The sequence below is a fragment of the Nocardiopsis sp. MG754419 genome (assembly GCF_018207095.1).
Lineage (GTDB): Bacteria > Actinomycetota > Actinomycetes > Streptosporangiales > Streptosporangiaceae > Nocardiopsis.
The window spans coordinates 1-17,950 of record NZ_QOCZ01000112.1 but is presented as its reverse complement, the minus strand read 5'-3'; the positions used below and the strand labels follow the sequence as shown (position 1 = coordinate 17,950).

Genomic DNA, 17,950 nt, shown 5'->3' with positions numbered 1-17,950 from the left:
CCGGGGCCCGGTGGGCGGCCGCCGGTCGAGCGCCGCGCTGAGCGGCCAGTGGGTGAGGGTCTTGGGCAGGGGTGCGGCGTGGGTGCGCACCTTGCTGGTGGTCAGGCCCAGCCCGACCAGGGACTCGGCCAGGGCGACGGCGCCGGCGACCCCGTCCACGACCGGGGCTCCACGGGTGTCGTCGGGGGTCAGTTCCAGACCGGCCATGCCACCGCATCCGAGCACGAGGACCTCGGCGCCGTCGTGCTCGACCGCTTCTGCCGCCTGGGCGGCGACGGTGCGGGACGCGGCGGCGGGGTCGGCCTCCAGTTCCAGCACGCCCAGTCCGGTGGCCCGGACCGAGGCGCAACGGGTGTGCAGGCCGGTGAGGGTCAGGCGGTCCCAGATCATCGGGACGGTGCGGTCCAGGCTGGTGACCACGGAGAAGCGGTGGCCGATGAGGGCGGCGGTGTGGGCCGCCGCCTCGGTGATGTCGATGACGGGGACCGAGCACAGTTCCTGCAGTCCCTCCTTGCCGTGGTCCCCGAAGCCGGCTTGGACGACGGCGTCGTAGGGCTGGTCGTAGGTCAGGACCCGGTCCATGACGGCGACGGCGGCCAGGTGGCTCTCGAAGTTGCCCTCCACGGAGGCGGGGCCGAATCGGGGGGTGAGGGCCTCGATCTCGGTTCCGGGTCGGGCGGTGGCACGAGCCCGTTCGGCCAGGGCGCGGGTGACGGCGGTGGAGGTGTTGACGTTGACGAGCAGGATGCGCATACGGTCCTTTCGGGACTGTGCGGGGCGGGGGTGACCTCGCCCACATGTGAAGCTATTACTTCAATATCGTTAAAGCAATGACTTCACAAGACCGGCATCTATACTTAACGCGCCATGGTCGACTTCACTGAGAACCCCGCGCCCCCACGGTTCGACGAACAGCGTTTCGGCGAGCGCATCCGGACACTGCGCACCGCACGGGGCCTGTCGCTCCGTGAACTCGCCGGCCGGCTGGAGATCAGCGCCAGCGCGCTCTCCCAGATCGAACGCGGCAAGATGCGCCCCTCGGTCACCCGGCTGTACCAGATCATGGGCGAGCTCAACGTGCCCATGGCCGCGGTGTTCGGCCCCGAGACGTCGGAGCCGGCCGCCCCCGACGCCTTCACCACCCCGATGGGTGAAGCGCCCGGTCCGCGATGGGAGCCCGAGTCCGACACGGGGCTGGGCGGGGTCGCGGTGACCCGCCGCGAGGAGGCCGCCACCCTCGAACTCGGCCACGGCGTGCGGTACCGGCGTCTGACCCCGGGTGCGGTCCCGGGCATGAACTACTTCGAGTCGGTCTACCCGCCCGGTTCCTACTCCAGCCAGAACGCCGAATACGTGCGCCACCGCGGACACGAGATCGGCAACGTGGTGAGCGGGGTGCTCACCGTCGACGTCGGGTTCGACACCTACGAACTCCACCCGGGGGACTCCATCACCTACCCCTCCACGACCCCGCATCGCATCTCCAACCAGGGCAAGAGCGACGCGGTCGCGATCTGGCTCAACCTGGACTGAGAGGCGCCACCGACCGCCATCGTCGGCCGTTCGCGGCCCGCTTTCCGGCCGGAGTGTGCCCGCGACGAGGACCGCCCGTACACACGCGGACCCCCGTACCCCGCGCCGTGATCGGGGTACGGGGGTCCGCTCGCGGCCCGGACCTGGTCGGGCCGGACCCGCGTGCTCAGCCCTCCAGCAGCCTCTTCATGTCGGTCAGCCTGGTGCGCCAGTCCGCCTTCCACTCGGCGGCGCGTTCCGCGCTGTCGATACGGGTGTGCTCCACACCCACCAGGGACTTGTTCTCACCCTTGGCCTGGAACGTGACGGCGACGCGGGTGCCCTCGGGCAGGTCGGCGGTGAAGCGCCGGCCCGCCGTGGCGGCGCGCTCGTGGACGGGGAGCGGCAGCCACTCCTGCCGCAGTTCGGGGTCGGCGAACGCCTCGAACAGGCGCTCCACCGGCACGTTCACCGTCTTGCTCGCGCTGAGGGCGAACCCGTCCTTCTTCTGACCGGGCGCCCGCAGGCCGCGTTCCTGCTCATAGCCCACGGTGACGGTCTGCGCCCACCACCCGTCCACACCGTGTTCCTCGACCAGGTGGGCGGCGATCCGCGTGTGGGTGCGGGTGGTGCCCTCCCAGGTGTCCAGCAGGGCGAACCAGGCGTCGTAGCCGCGCCCGGTGGCCTCGGCGACCCTGGCGTCGGAGACCCGATCGCGCATGGGGGACGCGCCGGTGCCGGGGGAGGGCGCCGTGGGGAGCAGGTGGGCGCGGGCGGCGGTGCGGCTCTCGCCGGTCTTGGCCATGCGCTCGCGCACCCGCTGTTCGAAGGACGTGTTGCCGGTCATGTGTGCTCCTCGGCGGACCGCGACGGCACCCACGCTCCCGTCGCCCCGCCGGAAGGGCACGGATCGGTCCGGCGTCCCGAGAACTCCAGGGCCCCCTTTGCCTCCGCGATGCCGACGGTGTGGGCGCCGGGGCCGCGCCACCCCGAGCCTACGCCGTGGCCGCCCACCACGCCAGAGTCGCACGAACGGGGTGGCCCCGGCCGCGCGAGGGTGGCGTCCTCGGGGTTCTCGGGGCCGCGGCCGCACCCTCCGCTCCGGTCACGCCGTGTCCGTTCGGGCGGGGTGGTCGTAGACCAGGGTGTGTCGCCAGAACAGGCGCGCGCGGACACGCGCCCCGGGCAGGTGGCGGGCGACCGCCGTCCGGATCTCCCCGAGGGTGTGGGAGGGCTCGGCCGTGGGCGCGCGCATGTGGGGCGGTGGTGTGGTGGCCCGCCTCGGGTGCGCGGCCAGCCCGATGAGCGGGTTGAGGAGCGCCGAGACCACGGCGCGGAACAGGTCGGCGACGCCCTCATCGCGGTGGTGGCCCACGACCACCAGGCGACCTCCGGGCTCCAGCGACCCGAGCAGCTCCCGCAGGGTCTCCTCCAGTGGCAGGTGGTGCAGGACCGCCACCAGGGTGATGGCCGCCCACCGGGCGGACGGGTCACGTTCGGTGAACCCGGCCCGGACGATCGTCACCCCGGGTACCCCCGCGAAGCGGGCTCGCGCGTGTCCGGCGGTGTCGGGGTCGGGCTCTAGACCGGTGACCCGCGGAACCCGGTCTCGCAGCAGGTCGACGAGGTTGCCGGTACCGCACCCCACGTCCAGGACCCGGCCGGCCCCGGAGGCGGCCACGCGGCGCACCACCCAGGGTCCGTAGAGGTCGTTGTGGTTCCAGGGGTGGCGCCGGTTGAACCGGTCCAGACGGGCGAGGAGGGACGTGTCGACCACGGTGGTGGGCACCTCAGATCAGGAGGGAGGTCAGGGTCAGCCCCGCCCAGGCCGCACCGATCCCCAGGACCAGGTGGGCCAGGACCGACGCCAGTGCGCGCCGTCGGGCTCCGGTGCGCGCCATCTGCACCGTCTCGTAGGCGAAGGTGGAGTAGGTGGTCAGCGCCCCGCAGAACCCGGTACCGAGCAGCGCCAGTACCGCCGGGGGGAGCGGCAGGGCCAGGAGCGACCCCAGGATGAGGCTGCCGACCACGTTCACCGCCAGCGTGCCCCAAGGGAAGGCCTCGCCCAGGCGGCGTTTGAGGCCCAGGTCCACCAGAAAACGCAGGGGTGCTCCCAGGCCCGCGCCCAGGGCGACCATCAGCGCGCTCATGGGGTCCTCCCGCCACCGTGGGTGAAGAACCGGTGGGCCAGGGCGGACGCGGCCCAGGCCGCCGCGAGCGCTCCGGCCAGGGTCACGACCAGGTAGGCGAGGGCCACGTGCGGGGCACCCCGCTCCAGCGCGGTGACCACGTCCATCGCGTAGGCGGAGAAGGTGGTGTACCCCCCGAGGAACCCCACGCCCCAGAACGGTCGCACGTTGGGGTTGTCCGGCCACCGGTGGGCGATGAACTCCATCAGGAGCCCGATGAGCAGGCTGCCGGTGACGTTGATGGCGAGGATGGTCCAGGACACCCCCGAGGCGGCCGACGGCCACAGTGTGTCCAGCCCGTGGCGGGTCAGCGCGCCCAGAGCGCCGCCGAGCGCGACGCGGGCGACCACGGGCCACAGACGGGCCGGTGCGGGTGGGGTCATGGGTCCATCCTGCACCCGCGTAGGGCGTGGCCCCGCGGGGGACGCGGGCATAAGGTCATCGGCATGGCGAAGATGCGCGACATCGTCGTGGACTGCTCTCACCCCGCCTCGTTGGCCCGGTTCTGGGCCGCCGCCCTGGACGGGTACGCGGTGGCCCCCTACGACGACGACGAGAGGACGCGGTTGCGTTCCCTGGGGGTGTTCGACACCGAGGACGACCCCCAGGTGTTGGTGGAGGGGCCCTCGGGGGCGCCGTCGATCTTCTTTCAGAGGGTGCCCGAACCCAAGTCGGTGAAGAACCGCGTGCACGTGGATCTGGTGGGGGACGCCGTGGAACTGGACCGGTTGCTGGCCCTGGGCGCCTCGGTGGTGGAGCGCCACACCGACCTCGTGGTTCTGGCCGACCCCGAGGGTAACGAGTTCTGCCTGATCGAGGACTGAGGGGACGGTCGCGGCGGGACCAGGGCCATCCCCGATGGTGTTCTGGCCATGCGGTCAAAAAACGAGCCGGACGTTCTTCATGGGGATGTCCTTCCTCATCTTCCGGATACTTCGTTCCGGGGTCGACCGACCGGCGCGGGTTCGTGCGCGAACGCCTGATCCGGCTGGGGTGCCCCGGCTGCTGTTCCTGGCGCTGCTGCGCCCCCTGGCCATGATCCCGACGTTCGGTCGAGTCCTGACCGAGGCGCCCGACACCCGACTGTGGGTCGTGTACCTGGTCACCCTCGACCCGGGCCCGATGTGGTTCGTCGAGGCGCTGTTGGTGATGAGCCTGGTGTACGTGCCGGTGCGGGGCGTGCGTGAACGCCGCGCCGTCGTCGGCGCCACCCCGCCGGTCACCGCCGAAGACGGACCTCTACGCCGGTTCGTGCCCGCCATGGTGTTCACGGTGGGGTCGGCGCTGGTCACCATCGTGTGGCGGTGGGCCTTCCCCGCCCCGTACCGGCCGGTGGTCGGGTTATCCCGTCCCTGAATGCTGCCCCGATACGTCGCCCTGTTCACCGCGGGGATCCTCGCCCATCGGGGCGACTGGTCGCGCAGACCGCCCGACCGGGCCGGGGTGGCCGGTGCCGTCACGGCCGCGGTGGCACTGCCCCTCATGCTCGTATGGGGCATCACCACGCCCGGTACGGCGCAGGCCCTGGCTCAAGTGCTCGCGGAGCACCTGTTCTCCGTGGGCGTGATGCCGGCGCTGCTGGTGTTCTTCCGCCGTCGCGTGTCCCGGGAACAGCGGGTGTGGCGGTTCCTTTCCGACCACGCGTTCGCCGTGTACGTCCTGCACACACCGGAGCTGGTGGGCCTGGGCGCGGCGTTGGGCGGATGGGAGGCCGCCGCCGTCGTGGAGTTCGCCGCCCTGGCCGCTCTGGCGGTACCGCTGACCTGGGCGCCGGCCTACGGCGTGCGTGCGCTCCCGGGACTCCGGCGGGTGCTCTGACCCCGGCGACGGTCCCCTCACCCCAGGTCGTGGGGGAGGGGACCGTCGTCCGCGCCGCTTCGACCACCGAGGTCGCTCCGGGCGAACATCTTGACGACGCCGAGAGCGGTTCCCTAGCCTCGTGCCGTTCGGTCATCCTCGGGAAGGAACCTCGACCACGTGGCGATCGTGATCACCGGCATGGACTCTCAGGGCGCTTCGTCCCGGGAACCCACTGCCGCCTGACCTCACCCGTCCCGGCGCCGCCTCCCGGTGTCGAAGCCCCAACCGGGTCGTCCTGGAGCGACACACGCTCCCCACCCGGTCGGTCCCGCACGTCCTGAGCGGGCCGGCTTCGATGCTCTCGAGGAACTTCGATGACTTCGTCGTCGCACGATCACGCCACACCCTCGTCCCGCCGCTCCTGGGCGGGACTGTCCGTACTCTGTCTTCCCACCGCGGTACTCGCGCTCGACATGAGCGTCCTGTACCTGGCGCTTCCCCACATCTCGGCCGCACTGGGCGCCGACGCCACCGACGAGTTGTGGATCCTGGACGTCTACCCACTGTTGATCGCGGGCCTGCTCGTACCCATGGGCGGGCTCGGCGACCGCATCGGGCGGCGTCGGCTCCTGCTCGGCGGTGCCGCCGTCTTCGCTGTGGTGTCGATGGTGGCCGCCTTCTCCGCGAACGCGGGCATGCTCATCGCCGCGCGCGCGGCCCTGGGTGTGGCGGGGGCGACCCTGATGCCCACCACCCTGGGCCTGCTCCACGCGCTGTTCCCCGACCCACGTCGGAGGCGGACCGCCATCGCCGTCTGGAGCAGTGCGTTCATGACCGGCTTCGCCACCGGACCGCTCATCGGCGGTGCGCTGCTGGAGGCGTTCTGGTGGGGGGCGGTGTTCCTGCCGGCCGTGCCGGTGATGGTGCTGCTCCTCGTGACGGGACCGACGTTGCTTCCCGAGTGTCGGCGGACGGAATCGGGGCGGTTCGACCCGCTCAGCGCGGTACTCTTCCTCACCGGGCTGCTGCCGCTGGTCCACGGGCTCAAGGAGTTCGCCCACGGTGGGTCGTGGTGGACGGCGTCGGTCGCAGTCGGTGTCGGCCTCCTCGCCGTGGTCGCCTTCGTCCGGCGCCAGTACCGGCTCGACGATCCGTTGCTGGATCCGCGCCTGCTGACCGACCGCACCGTGGCCACGGCCCTTCTGTTGCTGCTGTCGGGGCCGGCGGTCATCGGCGGACTCACCCTGTTCGTCCCCCAGTACCTGCAGCTGACGCGGGGTCTCACCGCGTTGCAGGCGGGGGCGGCGATCGCCCCGGCCGCCCTCGGTCTGATCGTGGGAGCCCTGGTCGCCCCGACAGCGGCCCGCCGTTTCCCGACCGGGGTCGTGATCGGCACGGGGCTCGCGCTCGGGTGCGGCGGCCTGCTGATGGTGGCCTTCGGGGTGACCGCCTCTCCCGTGTGGGTGATCGTGGGGTTGACCGTGGTCTACCTGGGCAGCGGGCCCTGCGACGCGTTGGGAACCGATCTGGTGGTCGGCGCCGCCCCGCCCGGCGAGGCGGGTTCGGCGGGCGCGGCGGGGGAGACCGCCTCCGAACTCGGAACGGGGCTGGGAATCGCACTGCTGGGCACTCTCGGCACCGCGGTCTACCAGAGCCGGGTCGTCGGCTCATGGCCCGCCGAACTGCCCGGGGAGGTCGCCGTCGCGGCGGGCGCCTCGCTCTCCGAGGCCCGGTCCGTTCTGGAGACGCTGGACGCGGACCGGGCCGAGGTCCTGGCGCGGGTCGTCGAGGCGGCGTTCGCCTCGGGGGTACGGACCGTCTCCCTCGTGGGCGCGGTGATCACCGCCTGTCTCGCGGTCCTGGCCGTGCGCGGGTTGCGCACCTAGCCACCGACCGGTGGATCGCCGGGTGAGGTTCTTCTGGCCGGCGTCGTGGCACCGAACGACGTTAGGGTCGACGGAATCGTCAGCACCCGAAGGGAAGTCCGTTCGTGCCCAGTCAGAAGGAACGCATGCTCGCCGGTGAGCCCTACCGGGCCGACGCGGAGGTGAGCGTGGAGACGACCCGCGCCGACACGCTCGCGACGATCTTCAACACCACCGCCCCCGACGACGCCGAGGGACGCGCCCGGGCCTTGGCCGACCTGATCGGCGAGCTGGGCGCCGGAGCGCATGTGCGGCCGCCCCTGCGCGTGGATCTCGGTTACAGGATCACCCTCGGCGACGGGGTGTTCGTCAACTTCGGCGCGGTCATGCTGGACGTGGCGCCGATCCGCATCGGCGCCCACACCCAGATCGGCCCCAACGTCCAGCTGCTCACCCCCACCCACCCGATCGACCCCGAGGAGCGCAGGGCGGGCTGGGAGTCGGCCGAGCCCATCACCATCGGCGAGAACGTGTGGTTGGGAGGCGGGGTCATCGTCTGCCCGGGGGTGACCATCGGGGACAACACCGTGGTGGGCGCCGGTGCGGTGGTGGCCCGGGACCTGCCGGCCAACGTGGTGGCCGTGGGCAACCCCGCACGCGTGATCAAGGAGATTCCGGTGAAGGAGACCGTGGACGAAGCGGTGTGATCGCGGGCGACCGACCGTTCCCGGTGGGCCGCACCACGGGGTTCGCGACCCCAGGTGGACGGAGCCCGCGCGGGGGTGCGGAGGCGCTGAGGCCCGCCCCCGGCGTGGCGCCGCCGGGGGCGGGGGTGCGCGGCGGGTCAGCCCGCCACGGGCACGGGGCCCGCACCATTGCCGGGGACCTCGCCCTGGGCGAACTGGGTGCGGTACAACTCGGCGTAGCGTCCGCTCCGCGCCAGGAGTTCGGTGTGGGTGCCGCGTTCCGCGATCCGGCCCGCCTCCACCACGAGGATCGCGTCGGCGGCGCGGATGGTGGACAGTCGGTGCGCGATCACCAGGGCGGTGCGACCCTCCAACGCCTCGGACAGAGCCGCCTGGACGGCCGCCTCCGACGTGGAGTCCAGCGCCGAGGTCGCCTCGTCCAGAATGACGATCTCGGGGTCGGTCAGGAGCAGCCGCGCGATGGTCAGGCGCTGGCGCTCACCCCCGGAGAACCGGTATCCGCGTTCGCCGACCACCGTGTCGAGTCCGTCGGGCAGTGAGTCGATCAGTGTGTCCAGGCGTGCGCGGCGCAACGCGTCCCACACCTGCTCCTCGGTGGCCTCGGGCGCCCCCAGGGTGAGGTTGGCGCGGATGGACTCGTGGAACAGGTGTCCGTCCTGGGTGACCATGCCGAGGGCGGCGCGCAGGGAGTCGAAGGTCAGGTCCCGCACGTCGACACCCTCGAGCCGGACCGCTCCGGAGTCCACGTCGTACAAACGCGGGGTGAGCTGGGCGATGGTGGACTTGCCCGCGCCGGAGGAACCCACCAGTGCCACCGTCTGCCCGGGCGCGACGTGGAAGGACACCCCGCGCAGGACCGGCCCGTGTTCGGTGGTGTCCAGTGTGGCGACCTCCTCCAGGGAGGCCAGGGAGACCTTGTCGGCGGTGGGGTAGGCGAAGGTGACGTCGTCGAACTCCAGTGACACCGGCCCGGTCGGTACCGGTCGGGCATCGGCCTTCTCGTCGACCAGGGGTCTGAGGTCCAGGACCTCGAAGACCCGGCTGAAGCTGACCAGCGCGCTCATGATCTCCACGCGGGCGCCGGCCAGCGCGGTCAGGGGTGCGTACAGACGGGTGAGCAACATGCCCATGGACACGACGGTGCCCGCGTCCAGTCGGCCGGTGAGCGCGTAGAAACCGCCCAGCCCGTAGACCAGGGCCAGCGCGAGCGCGGAGACCAGGGTCAGGGCGGTGAAGAAGACCTCCTGAACCATGGCCATGCGCACGCCGATGTCCCGCACACGGGAGGCGCGGCGGGAGAACTCCGCGGACTCCTCGTGCGGGCGGCCGAAGAGCTTGACCAGGGTGGCTCCGGGAGCGGAGAAACGTTCGGTCATCTGGGTGCCCATGGCGGCGTTGTGCAGGGTGCGTTCGCGCTCGATCCGGGCCAGACGCGCGCCCATGCGACGTGCGGGCAGCACGAACACGGGCAGCAACAGCAGGGACAACAGGGTGATCTGCCAGGACAAGGCGAGCATGACGACCAAGGCCAGGAGGAGGGTGACCAGGTTGCTCATCACCCCGGAGAGCACGTCGCTGAAGGCCCGCTGGGCGCCGATGACGTCGTTGTTGAGTCGGCTGACCAGGGCTCCGGTCCGCGTCCGGGTGAAGAAGGCGACCGGCATGCGTTGGACGTGATCGTAGACGGTGGTGCGCAGGTCCAGGATGAGTCCTTCGCCCACCCGCGCCGAGAGCCAGCGCACGACGAGCGCCAGAACGGCCTCGGCAACGGCCACACCGGCGATGAGGGCGGCCAGCAACAGGATGGGGCCCAACGCCGAACCGTCGACGATGGCGTTGACGACGCGACCGGCGAGCAGGGGAGCGGCCACCGCCAGGGAGGCGGTGACCACGCTCAGGGCCAGGAACCAGCCCAACGGCCGGGCGTGGGGGCGGGCGAAACCGCCGATCCTGCGCAGGATCGGCAGGGAGAAGGGCCGCTGGTCCTCCTTGGCGTGCATCGCGTGGTAGATGGAGTTCCACGCGGCCATTTCCATGCTCATGGGTCCCACCGATCGGTCGGGGCTCGCTGTTCCCCCTGAACCGTAGGACCTCAACCAAAGTTGAGGTCAATCCGAAACTCTGGACTCCCTATAATTCCCTTTGCTACATTCTCTTAAGGACATTTAGAGAAGCTTGAGGAGCATGAGGGGATCGGGCATGAACGCTATCTACCGCACCGAGGAGGAGGCCCGGAGTGCGCGCGACCGTTACCGCCGCGCCCTGGAGGACTGGCCCGTCCCGTCCGCGCACCTTCGCGTGCCCACTCGCGCCGGGGAGACCTTCGTCCTGGCCGGCGGACCCGAGGAGGCGCCGCCGTTGGTACTGCTGCACGGGTCGGGCGGCAACGCCGGCCACTGGCGAGAGGACGTGGCCTCCTGGTCCAGGCACCATCGGGTGTTCGCCGTGGACCTGGTGGGCGAACCCGGGTTCAGCGCACCCTCACGCCCCGACCTGTCCACCGAGGCCGTGGCGCTGTGGTTGGACGACGTCCTGGCCGGACTGGGGCTCGACCGCGTGGCCCTGGTGGGGATGTCCCTGGGCGGGTGGACGGCGCTCGACTACGCGATCCGCCGTCCCGGTCGTGTCACCCGCATGGTGCTGGGCTGCCCGGGTGGGCTCGGCGCCCAGCGCCGGTGGCGGATCGCCGGAGCCGGCCTGCTCATGTTCTTCGGCCACCGTGGCCGGGTGGCCGCCACGCGCTACCTGACGGGGCTGGACGCCCCCGCCGATCGGGCGACCCTGGAGGCGGTCCTCACCGAGTTCACCGGCTTTCGCCCCCGCACCGAGCGGTTGCCGGTCTTCTCCGATGGTGACCTGCGCACCCTGACCATGCCGGTGCAGGTCATCGTGGGCGACCGGGACCGGATGTTCGACTCCGCGGCCACCGCCCGGCGGGTGCGCGAGCACCTGCCGCACGGCCGTGTACGGGTGTTGCCCGGGGTGGGTCACGCGATCCTCCACCAGACCGCGCCGGTGCTGGCGTTCCTGCGCGGTTGACGTCGCCTCCGCGACGCCCGACCCTGGGCCCCGCGGGTTCCCGCCCGGTGGTCGGGCGCCCGACCACCGGCCGAAGTACGGTGGAAGGCCCGCGGGAGCGCGGCCGGGGTCTAGATCGACCGGGTGCGGCCGGAGCGACGGCCCAGGGCGGCGGCGCTGATCGCGTTGGCGGACACGATGGTGAGGATGGCCGCCCAGTCCACCCAGTGCGGGGTCTGGCCCAGCACGAGCAGACCGGCCAGGGCCGCCATCACCGGATGCACGCTCATGAACAGCCCGAAGAACCGTGCGGGCACCCTGCGCAGCGCGAACAGATCCCCGAGGAAGGGGATCACGGAGCACAACACCCCGGCGGCGACCGCGCAGACCAGCGCTGCCGGTGTGGGCGGGTGGGCCACGAGGACCAGCACGCCGACGGGGGCGAAGAGCACCGCCGAGATCCCGGCCGAGGCCGCCGACCCCTCGATCCCGGTGAACCGGCGTCCCACGGTCCGGTTCAGCAGGATGTACGCGGCCCAGCAGGAGGCCGCCACCAAGGCCAGGGCGATCCCCCAGTGGTCGGTCGAGGCCTGGGGGCGCATGAGCACCGCCACCGCACCGGCGGCCGCGAGCGCGCAGGCCAGGTCGCGCCATCGGCGGGAGGAGATCAGGGCGACCGCCAGGGGCCCCAGGAACTCCAACGTCACCGCCAGCCCGAGACCGATGCGGTCGATGGCCGAGTACAGGGTCAGGTTCATCGCACCGAAGACCACCGCCATCGACAGCACCGGCCACCACTGGGCCCAGGTGAACGCACGCAGGCGCGGGCGGCCCACGGCCAACAACAGCAGACCCGCCACCCATTGACGCACCGCCACCACTCCCAGGGGGCCGATCACGGGAAAGGCGAGTGCCCCCGTGGCCGCGCCGACCTGGTTGGAGGCACCGCTCACCAGCATCACGGCCATGCCCTGACGCCCACGCGCGCCGATGGACGGATCGAAGGTCGACGTGCCGTGGTCCGCGCCCGAGGTGGAGGTCGTCATGGCGTGAGCCTCCACCCGTCTCTCCCCTACGCAAAATGCATGTGAGTGAGCGTCTATACGCTGGAGTCATGGAACTGGAACTGCGCCACCTGCGGTGCCTGGTCGCCATCGTCGACTCCGGTGGGTTCAGCGACGCCGCCCTCGAACTGGGGGTCTCCCAGGCCGCGGTCTCACGGAACCTGGCCTCTCTGGAACGGCTACTGGGCGTGCGTCTGCTGCACCGCACCAGTCGCAGTGTCACGCCCACCACGGCGGGGGTGCAGGTCCTGGCCCGCGCCCGGCACCTGTTGGCCGAGGCCGAGAACCTCATCGGGGAGGCCACCACCGGGCACACCCGGCTGCGGGTGGGGCACGCCTGGTCCGCGGTGGGACGTCACACCGCGGAGTTCCAACGTCGCTGGGCCGACCTGCACCCGGACGTCGCCCTGCACCTGGTGCGCACCAACACCCCCACCGGTGGGCTGGCCGAGGGGCTCTGCGACCTGGCGGTGGTGCGCGCGGCCTTCGACGGTCGGCGCTTCGACAGCGCGGTGGTGGGCCATGAGCGCCGTCACGTCGCCCTGGCCTCGGACGACCTCCTGGCCCGACGGCGCTCGGTACGGCTGGCCGAACTCACCGATCGGCTCCTGTTGATCGACCGGCGTACCGGGACCACCACCGAGGAGCTGTGGCCCGAGGGCTCCCGGCCGACGATCGAACGGACCACCGACATCGACGACTGGCTGGCCGAGATCGCCACAGGGCGCGCGGTGGGCATCACGCCCGAGAGCACCGCCACCCAGTACCGGCGGGACGGGATCGCCTTCCGCCCACTGCGCGACGCCCCCACCATCGAGGTCCGGCTGGTCTGGCGGCGCCACGACCCGCACCCCGCCACACACGCGGCGGTGGCGCTGTTGTCCCGGCTGTACGGGATGCGGGGGCGAGAGGATCAGCGCGAGGTGACGTAACGCCGTTCCGCGCCGGTCCCGGAGAGCGTGGGCGCCGCTCGTGTGGTCAGCACCCGGGCGGTGACCTCCTCCGGCGCCAGCAGCAACAGCCGGGACAGCGCGGCGTGCGCGCCGGCCAGGCCCCTGAGCACCGGAGGCAGGGTCAGGGCGAACAGGGCTCCACCGATCATGGCGACGACCATGGCGGCCATGGTGGGGTTCTCGGGCAGCAGGTGCGTGCCCAGGTCGGTGTAGCCGGGGACCAGGTGGAGCGACCAGCCCCAGAGCGGATAGAGCAGACCGCCCACGGCCAGGGTCCACCACACCAGGGCCAGGACGAACACGACCAGGGCCAGGGGTGCGCCCACGAGCGCGTGCAACGCGTCCATCCGACTGCGCGCGCAGGTCAGGGGCGTGAGAGCCCGGCGGAGAATGCCACTCCCGGGTGGGGCGGAGCGGTAGGGCAGGCGCACCACCGGTCGTCCGTACAGGCCCGACAGACGCAGGCGTTCCAGGTGCGCGGGCACCCGCGCCGCGAACAGGGTCCCGGAGAGCAGGAACGCTCCCACGAACAATGGGGCGGTACCGACCCCGACCACCAGCCCGGTCACGACCACGCCGAACGCGACCGCGGCCAAGGGGAGGCCGAGTAACAGGTATCGGGTGTCACGGGCCACGCGCGCGAAGGAGAGCGTCCTCATGCCGTCGACGCTACGCCTGTGTACGGCTCGTGTCAGGGCCATCAGGGTGAGAATCAGGGTGGTGCGGGCACCACCGACGGCCGGGGTGAGGACCGATCGTCTCCGCTCAGCCGCCGCCGAACAGCGCGCCGACATCGGCCATCCGCAGTCCGTTGAGCAGGAGGAGCAGGCCGACGATGCCGATGATCCAGGCCAGGGCCTCGCGTGAACCGGAGTCGATCTTCTCCCGCCAGCGGTCCAGGCGTGGGCGCAGGCGCTCACCGAACACCCGGTGACCCAGGTAGAGCAGGGCGGGAGGCAGCACCATGACCAGGTTGTAGGCGGCCAGCATCGGCACCCAGACGGTGACCGCCGGCTCCGCCGTGCCCATGACACCGATCGCCCCCAGGTACGGGAAGGCGGTGCCGGCCTCCAGCAGGCCGGTGGCCAGACCGATCCCGACCATGGTGGTGGTGCGCAGCCCGACGGGGCGGCGCGGAGCGGACTTCTTGGTGGGCATCACCCAGGAGTAGGCGAACAGCCCACCGCCCAGGACGACCAGGGTCCAGCCCGCCGCCGGGCTGTCGGCCAAGTGCGACAGGTGGGACAGGGCCGCGCCCAGGCCGAGCATGAGCGCGCAGCCCAGGACGAAGTAGAACAGGGCGACCGTGCCCAGGTAGGCGAAGAGAGGCCGGGCGATGGACCGGGCTCCGCTGAGCAGCACGAACAGCGAGACACCGAGGGTGGTGGGGCTGAGCGTGTCCAGCAACGCCAGCCCGGCGAACGGGACGAGTACCTCCAGGGGCGGCATGGGCTCTCCTTTTTCACACGACTGTGCTAAATAAAATAACACAGATGTGCTAAAAAGGAGGGGTGCCGAAGATCGTCGACCATGAAGAACGCCGCCGCGCCCTCGCCGAGGCCCTGTGGCGGGTGATCGCCGAGTCCGGTCCGCAGGCGGTGTCCATCCGTGGCGTCGCCGCCGAGGCGGGCCTGTCCACCGGCGCCCTGCGCCACTACTTCCAGACCCGCCAGGAACTGCTCGCCTACGCGCTGGACCTGTCGGAGGACCGCGTCGTCCAGCGTATGAACGAGCACGGGCGCACCTTCGACCCCGAGGGGCCGATGGTGGACCGGGTGCTCGGTTTCGCCGAACAGATGCTGCCCCTGGACCCGACCCGTCGGGCGGAGTACCGGGCCTGGGAGGCCACCGGTGACCCCGACTTCCTCGACCCCCGACTCCAGGAGCGGTGGGACCGGCAACGCGGTCTCTACCGCCGCCTGGTCGGCGGCCTGGGTGGGTTCCCGCCCCTGGAGGACCCCGCTCTGGCCCACCCCGAGCCGTGGTTGGAGACCTGGTCGGAGTACCTGCACATCTTCGTGGACGGGCTCGCCCTGCAACTGATGACCACACCGGAACAGGTCACCCCCGAGGCGGCCCGTTCCCGGCTGCGCGCCTTCCTGACCCACATCGAGGCCACCGCTCCCCGCGCACGGCACTGAGAGGCCGCCGTCCCGGCGATCGGGACGGCGGCCCTAGGGTGAGACGGAACGGACACGAGGAGGAAGACGCATGACCACCATCCCCAACGCCCGAGGCGCGAACACCGCGACCGGTGAGATCACCTTCCGCGACGCGACCGAGGCCGACGTTCCCGTCCTGGTCGCGCTCGTCAACGCCTGCTACCGAGGCGAGGGCTCCAAGCAGGGATGGACCACCGAGGCCGAACTCCTGGACGGCCAGCGCATGGACGCGCAGAACATGAGCGATCTTCTGAGGCGTGACGACACCCTGATCCTCGTCGGCGAGATCGACGACGCGATCGTCACCTGCTGCGAACTGCGACGCGACGACGAGGGGGCCTACTTCGGGATGTTCTCCGTGCGCCCTGAACTGCAGGGGGCCGGCCTGGGCCGGGTCGTGCTGGCCGAGGCCGAACAGTGGGCCGTGCGCACCTGGGGGAGCCGTCGGATGCGCATGAACGTGCTCCGTCAGCGCCCCGAACTGATCGCCTGGTACGAACGGCGCGGGTACACCGGCACCGGCAGGACCGAGCCGTTCCCCTACGGCAGCGAGGTCTTCGGACTGCCCCGGCGCGACGACCTGATCTTCGTCGAACTCAGCCGGGAACTTCCGCTCTGAGTCGACTCACCCCTGTTCGAGGTTGGCCGCCATGCGCTCCAGCACCTCGATGGTGGCGCGGTACTCCTGCTCGCTGATCCCCTCGGTGAGGCGCGACCGGGTCTGCGTGACCTGTTCGAGCAGCGCGTCGTGCACCCGCTCGCCCTCGGGGGTCAGTTCGAGCGAGACGAGGCCGCTCACCCAGCCGCGTCGACGCAGCGCCTCCACCTCGGGCCCCACGGTGGACTCGCCCTCCTCCAGGAACGGCAGGAGGCGTTGCCCCAGCTGCAGCAGGGTGGTGGGGTCGTTGCGCAGGGAGCTGAGCACCTGCCACTGGCGGCGGCCCAGCGACTCCGCCGCCAGCACCCGGTCCAGGTCGCTCTCAATGAGCCGGTCCAGGTGCTTGAGCCAGTAGCCGATGGGCAGATCGGACATGGTTCCTCCGGTGGCGACGTCGGTGCCCGTGAGCGCTTCCCCCGACGCTATCTCGGCGTCGGGGGCCGTGGCCGGCAATCCTCACGTGTCGTACCCGGTCCCCGGCCCGTGTCCTCGCTCGCATCGCCACGACTCCGTGCTCCGCACCTGGGACGTGACGTCTTGCCAGGTGGATACGGGAAAGCCCCGCAGCCGATGGTCGCGGGGTATCGGGGTGCGCGAGGTCAGGCCAGCCCGCCGCCCGCGCGCAGGTTCTGCCCGGTCATCCAACGCCCGTCCGGCCCGACCAGGAAGGCCACGACGTCGGCGATGTCGTCAGGCCGTCCCAGCCGGCCCAATGGGGTGATGGGGCCGACGGTGTCGGACACGTCGATCCCGGGGTTGTTGCCGTGCAGCAGGTCGGTGTCGGTGGCCCCGGGCGAGACGCTGTTGACGGTGACTCCCCGGGCGCCGAGCTCGCGGGCCGCACTGGCGGCGAACTGTTCGATGGCGGCCTTGCTGGCCGCGTGCACCCCGGCGGCAGCGGTGGGCGCCACCGTGTTGATCGTCGAGATGTTCACGATGCGCCCGCTGTCGCGCAGCCGGGTCACGGCCTCGCGCATCAGAGTGAACACCGCGCGGGTGTTCACCGCCATGATCTGGTCGTAGTCGGCGTCGCTGGTCCGCGAGATCGGCACCGGCACGGTGCCCGACCCGGCGTTGTTGACCAGGATGTCCAGCCCGTCCAATCGCTGCTCGGCTGCGTCGTACAGCGCCACCGCCGCGGCCCGCTCGGCCAGGTCGGCCTGCACCGCGGTCGCCTTCGGCACGTCGGCCTCCAGCGCCGCTGCTGCGGCGGCGTCGCGTGCGAAGCTGAACACCACGCTCGCTCCGTCACGCGCCAGGCGTTGCACGATGGCCCGCCCGATCCCGCGTGACCCACCGGTCACCAGTGCGGTCTTTCCATCCAATACGCCCATGAGTGGCCATCTTGACACGTCAGACCGGCGTGGCGGGAGAGGTTCAACCCACACAACGGGGCTCCGTCCGGCGCCGGGGTCCTCGCGCCGCACCGACGCTCTGATGTTCCTCCACCCCCGTCTCAGGCGCCGGGTGCGGGTGCGGCCATGGCGTCGGCCATCCACACGTAGGACACAGAGTCGTGGTCGGCCTCGGTCTCGGTCTCGGTGCCGATGGTCCGCCCGACCAGGGCCGGGTACCGGCCATGGGTGGTGGCGTAGACCGGGCCTTCGGCGGCGGCGTCCTCCTCCTCGACAGGGCGCGGCATGTCGGGGGTCTGCCGGAACACCACGGCCATGCAGTCGCGCATGTGCGGGGTCAGGGGCGTGCCCGCGTGAGCGGCGCTCATCTCCAGGAACCGGACGATGGCGTCGATGTCGTCCAGGCGGTGGCCGGGCGCGTTGAGGCCGGTGGGCTCGATGAGTCCCTCGTCGGAGTGGAAACGGACGGCGCCGGCGCTGAGTCCGCTGCGACGGGCGGCGTCACCGATGGGGGTGGAGCTTGTTCTCGTTCATGGAAGCCACTGTGGTACCTCGAGTCGCTTGAGGCGCAAGTGCGTTGCCGTGGCAGTGCCAGCCCGGGCCGGGTCGTCGTACCGCTGGTCTTGTTGGAGACCCCCGACCTGCTCGGGGTGATGTCGGGGTGGGT

The 17,950-nt window shown here is 71.5% G+C and carries 22 protein-coding genes; 10 read left to right on the top strand and 12 right to left on the bottom strand.

The annotated features are described in order from the left end of the window. The coding region (locus DSY14_RS19655; RefSeq protein ID WP_211718062.1) for an aspartate/glutamate racemase family protein at positions 1-753 on the bottom strand (753 nt) is incomplete at its 3' end. A gap of 114 nt (positions 754-867) precedes the next feature. Here DSY14_RS19655 and DSY14_RS19650 point away from each other — a divergent pair. Further along, on the top strand, positions 868-1,533 hold the full coding sequence (locus tag DSY14_RS19650) for a helix-turn-helix domain-containing protein (RefSeq protein WP_211718061.1): 666 nt from the start codon (positions 868-870) through the stop codon (positions 1,531-1,533). A 166-nt stretch (positions 1,534-1,699) separates the two neighbouring features. Here DSY14_RS19650 and DSY14_RS19645 read toward each other — a convergent pair whose 3' ends face one another. The 4 genes from DSY14_RS19645 to DSY14_RS19630 form a co-directional block, all read right to left on the bottom strand. Beyond that, positions 1,700-2,359, bottom strand: coding sequence for a hypothetical protein (locus DSY14_RS19645; protein WP_211718060.1), 660 nt, complete (start codon positions 2,357-2,359; stop codon positions 1,700-1,702). Positions 2,360-2,617: 258 nt separating this feature from the next. After that, positions 2,618-3,289 (bottom strand): trans-aconitate 2-methyltransferase, encoded by a 672-nt coding sequence (locus DSY14_RS19640; RefSeq protein WP_211718059.1) that lies wholly within the window; start codon positions 3,287-3,289, stop codon positions 2,618-2,620. 13 nt (positions 3,290-3,302) lie between these two features. Next, positions 3,303-3,662 (bottom strand): fluoride efflux transporter CrcB, encoded by a 360-nt coding sequence (gene crcB, locus DSY14_RS19635; RefSeq protein ID WP_211718058.1) that lies wholly within the window; start codon positions 3,660-3,662, stop codon positions 3,303-3,305. Next, a complete protein-coding gene (locus DSY14_RS19630; protein ID WP_211718057.1) occupies positions 3,659-4,084 on the bottom strand; it encodes a CrcB family protein in 426 nt (141 codons plus the stop codon). Before DSY14_RS19630 ends, crcB begins: the two co-directional genes overlap by 4 nt. A 63-nt stretch (positions 4,085-4,147) precedes the next feature. On the opposite strand from DSY14_RS19630, the gene DSY14_RS19625 reads away from it, so the two are divergent. The 5 genes from DSY14_RS19625 (at position 4,148) to DSY14_RS19610 (ending at position 8,073) form a co-directional block, all read left to right on the top strand. Next, positions 4,148-4,525 carry a VOC family protein gene (locus DSY14_RS19625; RefSeq protein WP_211718056.1) on the top strand — a complete coding sequence of 126 codons (378 nt, stop codon included), beginning with the start codon at positions 4,148-4,150 and terminating at the stop codon, positions 4,523-4,525. 169 nt (positions 4,526-4,694) lie between these two features. Then, positions 4,695-5,057 carry a hypothetical protein gene (locus tag DSY14_RS28850; protein ID WP_249188149.1) on the top strand — a complete coding sequence of 121 codons (363 nt, stop codon included), beginning with the start codon at positions 4,695-4,697 and terminating at the stop codon, positions 5,055-5,057. Then, the gene (locus DSY14_RS28845; RefSeq protein ID WP_249188148.1) at positions 5,058-5,519 is read left to right on the top strand and encodes an acyltransferase family protein; all 462 of its coding nucleotides are present in this window, start codon (positions 5,058-5,060) and stop codon (positions 5,517-5,519) included. 356 nt (positions 5,520-5,875) lie between these two features. After that, the gene (locus DSY14_RS19615; RefSeq protein ID WP_211718055.1) at positions 5,876-7,387 is read left to right on the top strand and encodes an MFS transporter; all 1,512 of its coding nucleotides are present in this window, start codon (positions 5,876-5,878) and stop codon (positions 7,385-7,387) included. Positions 7,388-7,512: 125 nt separating this feature from the next. After that, positions 7,513-8,073, top strand: coding sequence for a sugar O-acetyltransferase (locus DSY14_RS19610; RefSeq protein WP_211718063.1), 561 nt, complete (start codon positions 7,513-7,515; stop codon positions 8,071-8,073). Positions 8,074-8,210: 137 nt separating this feature from the next. Here DSY14_RS19610 and DSY14_RS19605 read toward each other — a convergent pair whose 3' ends face one another. Beyond that, a complete protein-coding gene (locus DSY14_RS19605; RefSeq protein ID WP_211718054.1) occupies positions 8,211-10,115 on the bottom strand; it encodes an ABC transporter ATP-binding protein in 1,905 nt (634 codons plus the stop codon). A 157-nt stretch (positions 10,116-10,272) separates the two neighbouring features. On the opposite strand from DSY14_RS19605, the gene DSY14_RS19600 reads away from it, so the two are divergent. Beyond that, complete coding sequence (locus DSY14_RS19600) at positions 10,273-11,112, top strand: alpha/beta fold hydrolase (RefSeq protein WP_211718053.1); 840 nt, start codon at positions 10,273-10,275, stop codon at positions 11,110-11,112. A gap of 110 nt (positions 11,113-11,222) precedes the next feature. On the opposite strand, the gene DSY14_RS19595 is transcribed toward DSY14_RS19600, so the two are convergent. Beyond that, positions 11,223-12,137, bottom strand: a complete 915-nt coding sequence (locus DSY14_RS19595) for a DMT family transporter (RefSeq protein ID WP_211718052.1) — start codon at positions 12,135-12,137, stop codon at positions 11,223-11,225. Positions 12,138-12,205: 68 nt separating this feature from the next. Here DSY14_RS19595 and DSY14_RS19590 point away from each other — a divergent pair, with 68 nt between their 5' ends. Next, entirely contained in the window at positions 12,206-13,087 is an 882-nt protein-coding gene (locus DSY14_RS19590) for a LysR family transcriptional regulator (RefSeq protein WP_211718051.1), read from the top strand. Here DSY14_RS19590 and DSY14_RS19585 read toward each other — a convergent pair. Both DSY14_RS19585 and DSY14_RS19580 read right to left on the bottom strand, forming a co-directional pair. After that, on the bottom strand, positions 13,069-13,767 hold the full coding sequence (locus DSY14_RS19585) for a sensor domain-containing protein (protein WP_211718050.1): 699 nt from the start codon (positions 13,765-13,767) through the stop codon (positions 13,069-13,071). The genes DSY14_RS19590 and DSY14_RS19585 overlap by 19 nt on opposite strands. A gap of 106 nt (positions 13,768-13,873) precedes the next feature. Beyond that, complete coding sequence (locus DSY14_RS19580; protein ID WP_211718049.1) at positions 13,874-14,557, bottom strand: GAP family protein; 684 nt, start codon at positions 14,555-14,557, stop codon at positions 13,874-13,876. Positions 14,558-14,619: 62 nt separating this feature from the next. On the opposite strand from DSY14_RS19580, the gene DSY14_RS19575 reads away from it, so the two are divergent. Next, positions 14,620-15,249, top strand: a complete 630-nt coding sequence (locus DSY14_RS19575) for a TetR/AcrR family transcriptional regulator (protein ID WP_211718048.1) — start codon at positions 14,620-14,622, stop codon at positions 15,247-15,249. A gap of 70 nt (positions 15,250-15,319) precedes the next feature. Next, on the top strand, positions 15,320-15,889 hold the full coding sequence (locus tag DSY14_RS19570) for a GNAT family N-acetyltransferase (RefSeq protein ID WP_211718047.1): 570 nt from the start codon (positions 15,320-15,322) through the stop codon (positions 15,887-15,889). A gap of 6 nt (positions 15,890-15,895) precedes the next feature. Here DSY14_RS19570 and DSY14_RS19565 read toward each other — a convergent pair whose 3' ends face one another. The 3 genes from DSY14_RS19565 to DSY14_RS19555 all read right to left on the bottom strand — a co-directional run bounded on the left by DSY14_RS19565 (position 15,896) and on the right by DSY14_RS19555 (position 17,651). Beyond that, on the bottom strand, positions 15,896-16,303 hold the full coding sequence (locus DSY14_RS19565; protein WP_211718046.1) for a MarR family winged helix-turn-helix transcriptional regulator: 408 nt from the start codon (positions 16,301-16,303) through the stop codon (positions 15,896-15,898). Between the two features lie 224 nt (positions 16,304-16,527). Then, positions 16,528-17,262, bottom strand: coding sequence for an SDR family oxidoreductase (locus DSY14_RS19560; RefSeq protein WP_211718045.1), 735 nt, complete (start codon positions 17,260-17,262; stop codon positions 16,528-16,530). A gap of 122 nt (positions 17,263-17,384) precedes the next feature. Next, on the bottom strand, positions 17,385-17,651 hold the full coding sequence (locus DSY14_RS19555) for a hypothetical protein (RefSeq protein WP_211718044.1): 267 nt from the start codon (positions 17,649-17,651) through the stop codon (positions 17,385-17,387). Positions 17,652-17,950: the final 299 nt, after the last annotated feature.

Coding starts and splice junctions, on each gene's coding strand:
- DSY14_RS19650 (WP_211718061.1), top strand. CDS start 868: ATGGTCGACTTCACTGAGAACCCCGCGCCCCCACGGTTCGACGAACAG.
- DSY14_RS19555 (WP_211718044.1), bottom strand. CDS start 17,651: ATGAGCGCCGCTCACGCGGGCACGCCCCTGACCCCGCACATGCGCGAC.
- DSY14_RS19585 (WP_211718050.1), bottom strand. CDS start 13,767: ATGAGGACGCTCTCCTTCGCGCGCGTGGCCCGTGACACCCGATACCTG.
- DSY14_RS19625 (WP_211718056.1), top strand. CDS start 4,148: ATGGCGAAGATGCGCGACATCGTCGTGGACTGCTCTCACCCCGCCTCG.
- DSY14_RS28845 (WP_249188148.1), top strand. CDS start 5,058: ATGCTGCCCCGATACGTCGCCCTGTTCACCGCGGGGATCCTCGCCCAT.
- DSY14_RS19565 (WP_211718046.1), bottom strand. CDS start 16,303: ATGTCCGATCTGCCCATCGGCTACTGGCTCAAGCACCTGGACCGGCTC.
- DSY14_RS19645 (WP_211718060.1), bottom strand. CDS start 2,359: ATGACCGGCAACACGTCCTTCGAACAGCGGGTGCGCGAGCGCATGGCC.
- DSY14_RS19605 (WP_211718054.1), bottom strand. CDS start 10,115: ATGAGCATGGAAATGGCCGCGTGGAACTCCATCTACCACGCGATGCAC.
- DSY14_RS19570 (WP_211718047.1), top strand. CDS start 15,320: ATGACCACCATCCCCAACGCCCGAGGCGCGAACACCGCGACCGGTGAG.
- DSY14_RS19615 (WP_211718055.1), top strand. CDS start 5,876: ATGACTTCGTCGTCGCACGATCACGCCACACCCTCGTCCCGCCGCTCC.
- DSY14_RS19610 (WP_211718063.1), top strand. CDS start 7,513: ATGCTCGCCGGTGAGCCCTACCGGGCCGACGCGGAGGTGAGCGTGGAG.
- DSY14_RS19580 (WP_211718049.1), bottom strand. CDS start 14,557: ATGCCGCCCCTGGAGGTACTCGTCCCGTTCGCCGGGCTGGCGTTGCTG.
- DSY14_RS19630 (WP_211718057.1), bottom strand. CDS start 4,084: ATGACCCCACCCGCACCGGCCCGTCTGTGGCCCGTGGTCGCCCGCGTC.
- crcB (WP_211718058.1), bottom strand. CDS start 3,662: ATGAGCGCGCTGATGGTCGCCCTGGGCGCGGGCCTGGGAGCACCCCTG.
- DSY14_RS19590 (WP_211718051.1), top strand. CDS start 12,206: ATGGAACTGGAACTGCGCCACCTGCGGTGCCTGGTCGCCATCGTCGAC.
- DSY14_RS19600 (WP_211718053.1), top strand. CDS start 10,273: ATGAACGCTATCTACCGCACCGAGGAGGAGGCCCGGAGTGCGCGCGAC.
- DSY14_RS19560 (WP_211718045.1), bottom strand. CDS start 17,262: ATGGGCGTATTGGATGGAAAGACCGCACTGGTGACCGGTGGGTCACGC.
- DSY14_RS19595 (WP_211718052.1), bottom strand. CDS start 12,137: ATGACGACCTCCACCTCGGGCGCGGACCACGGCACGTCGACCTTCGAT.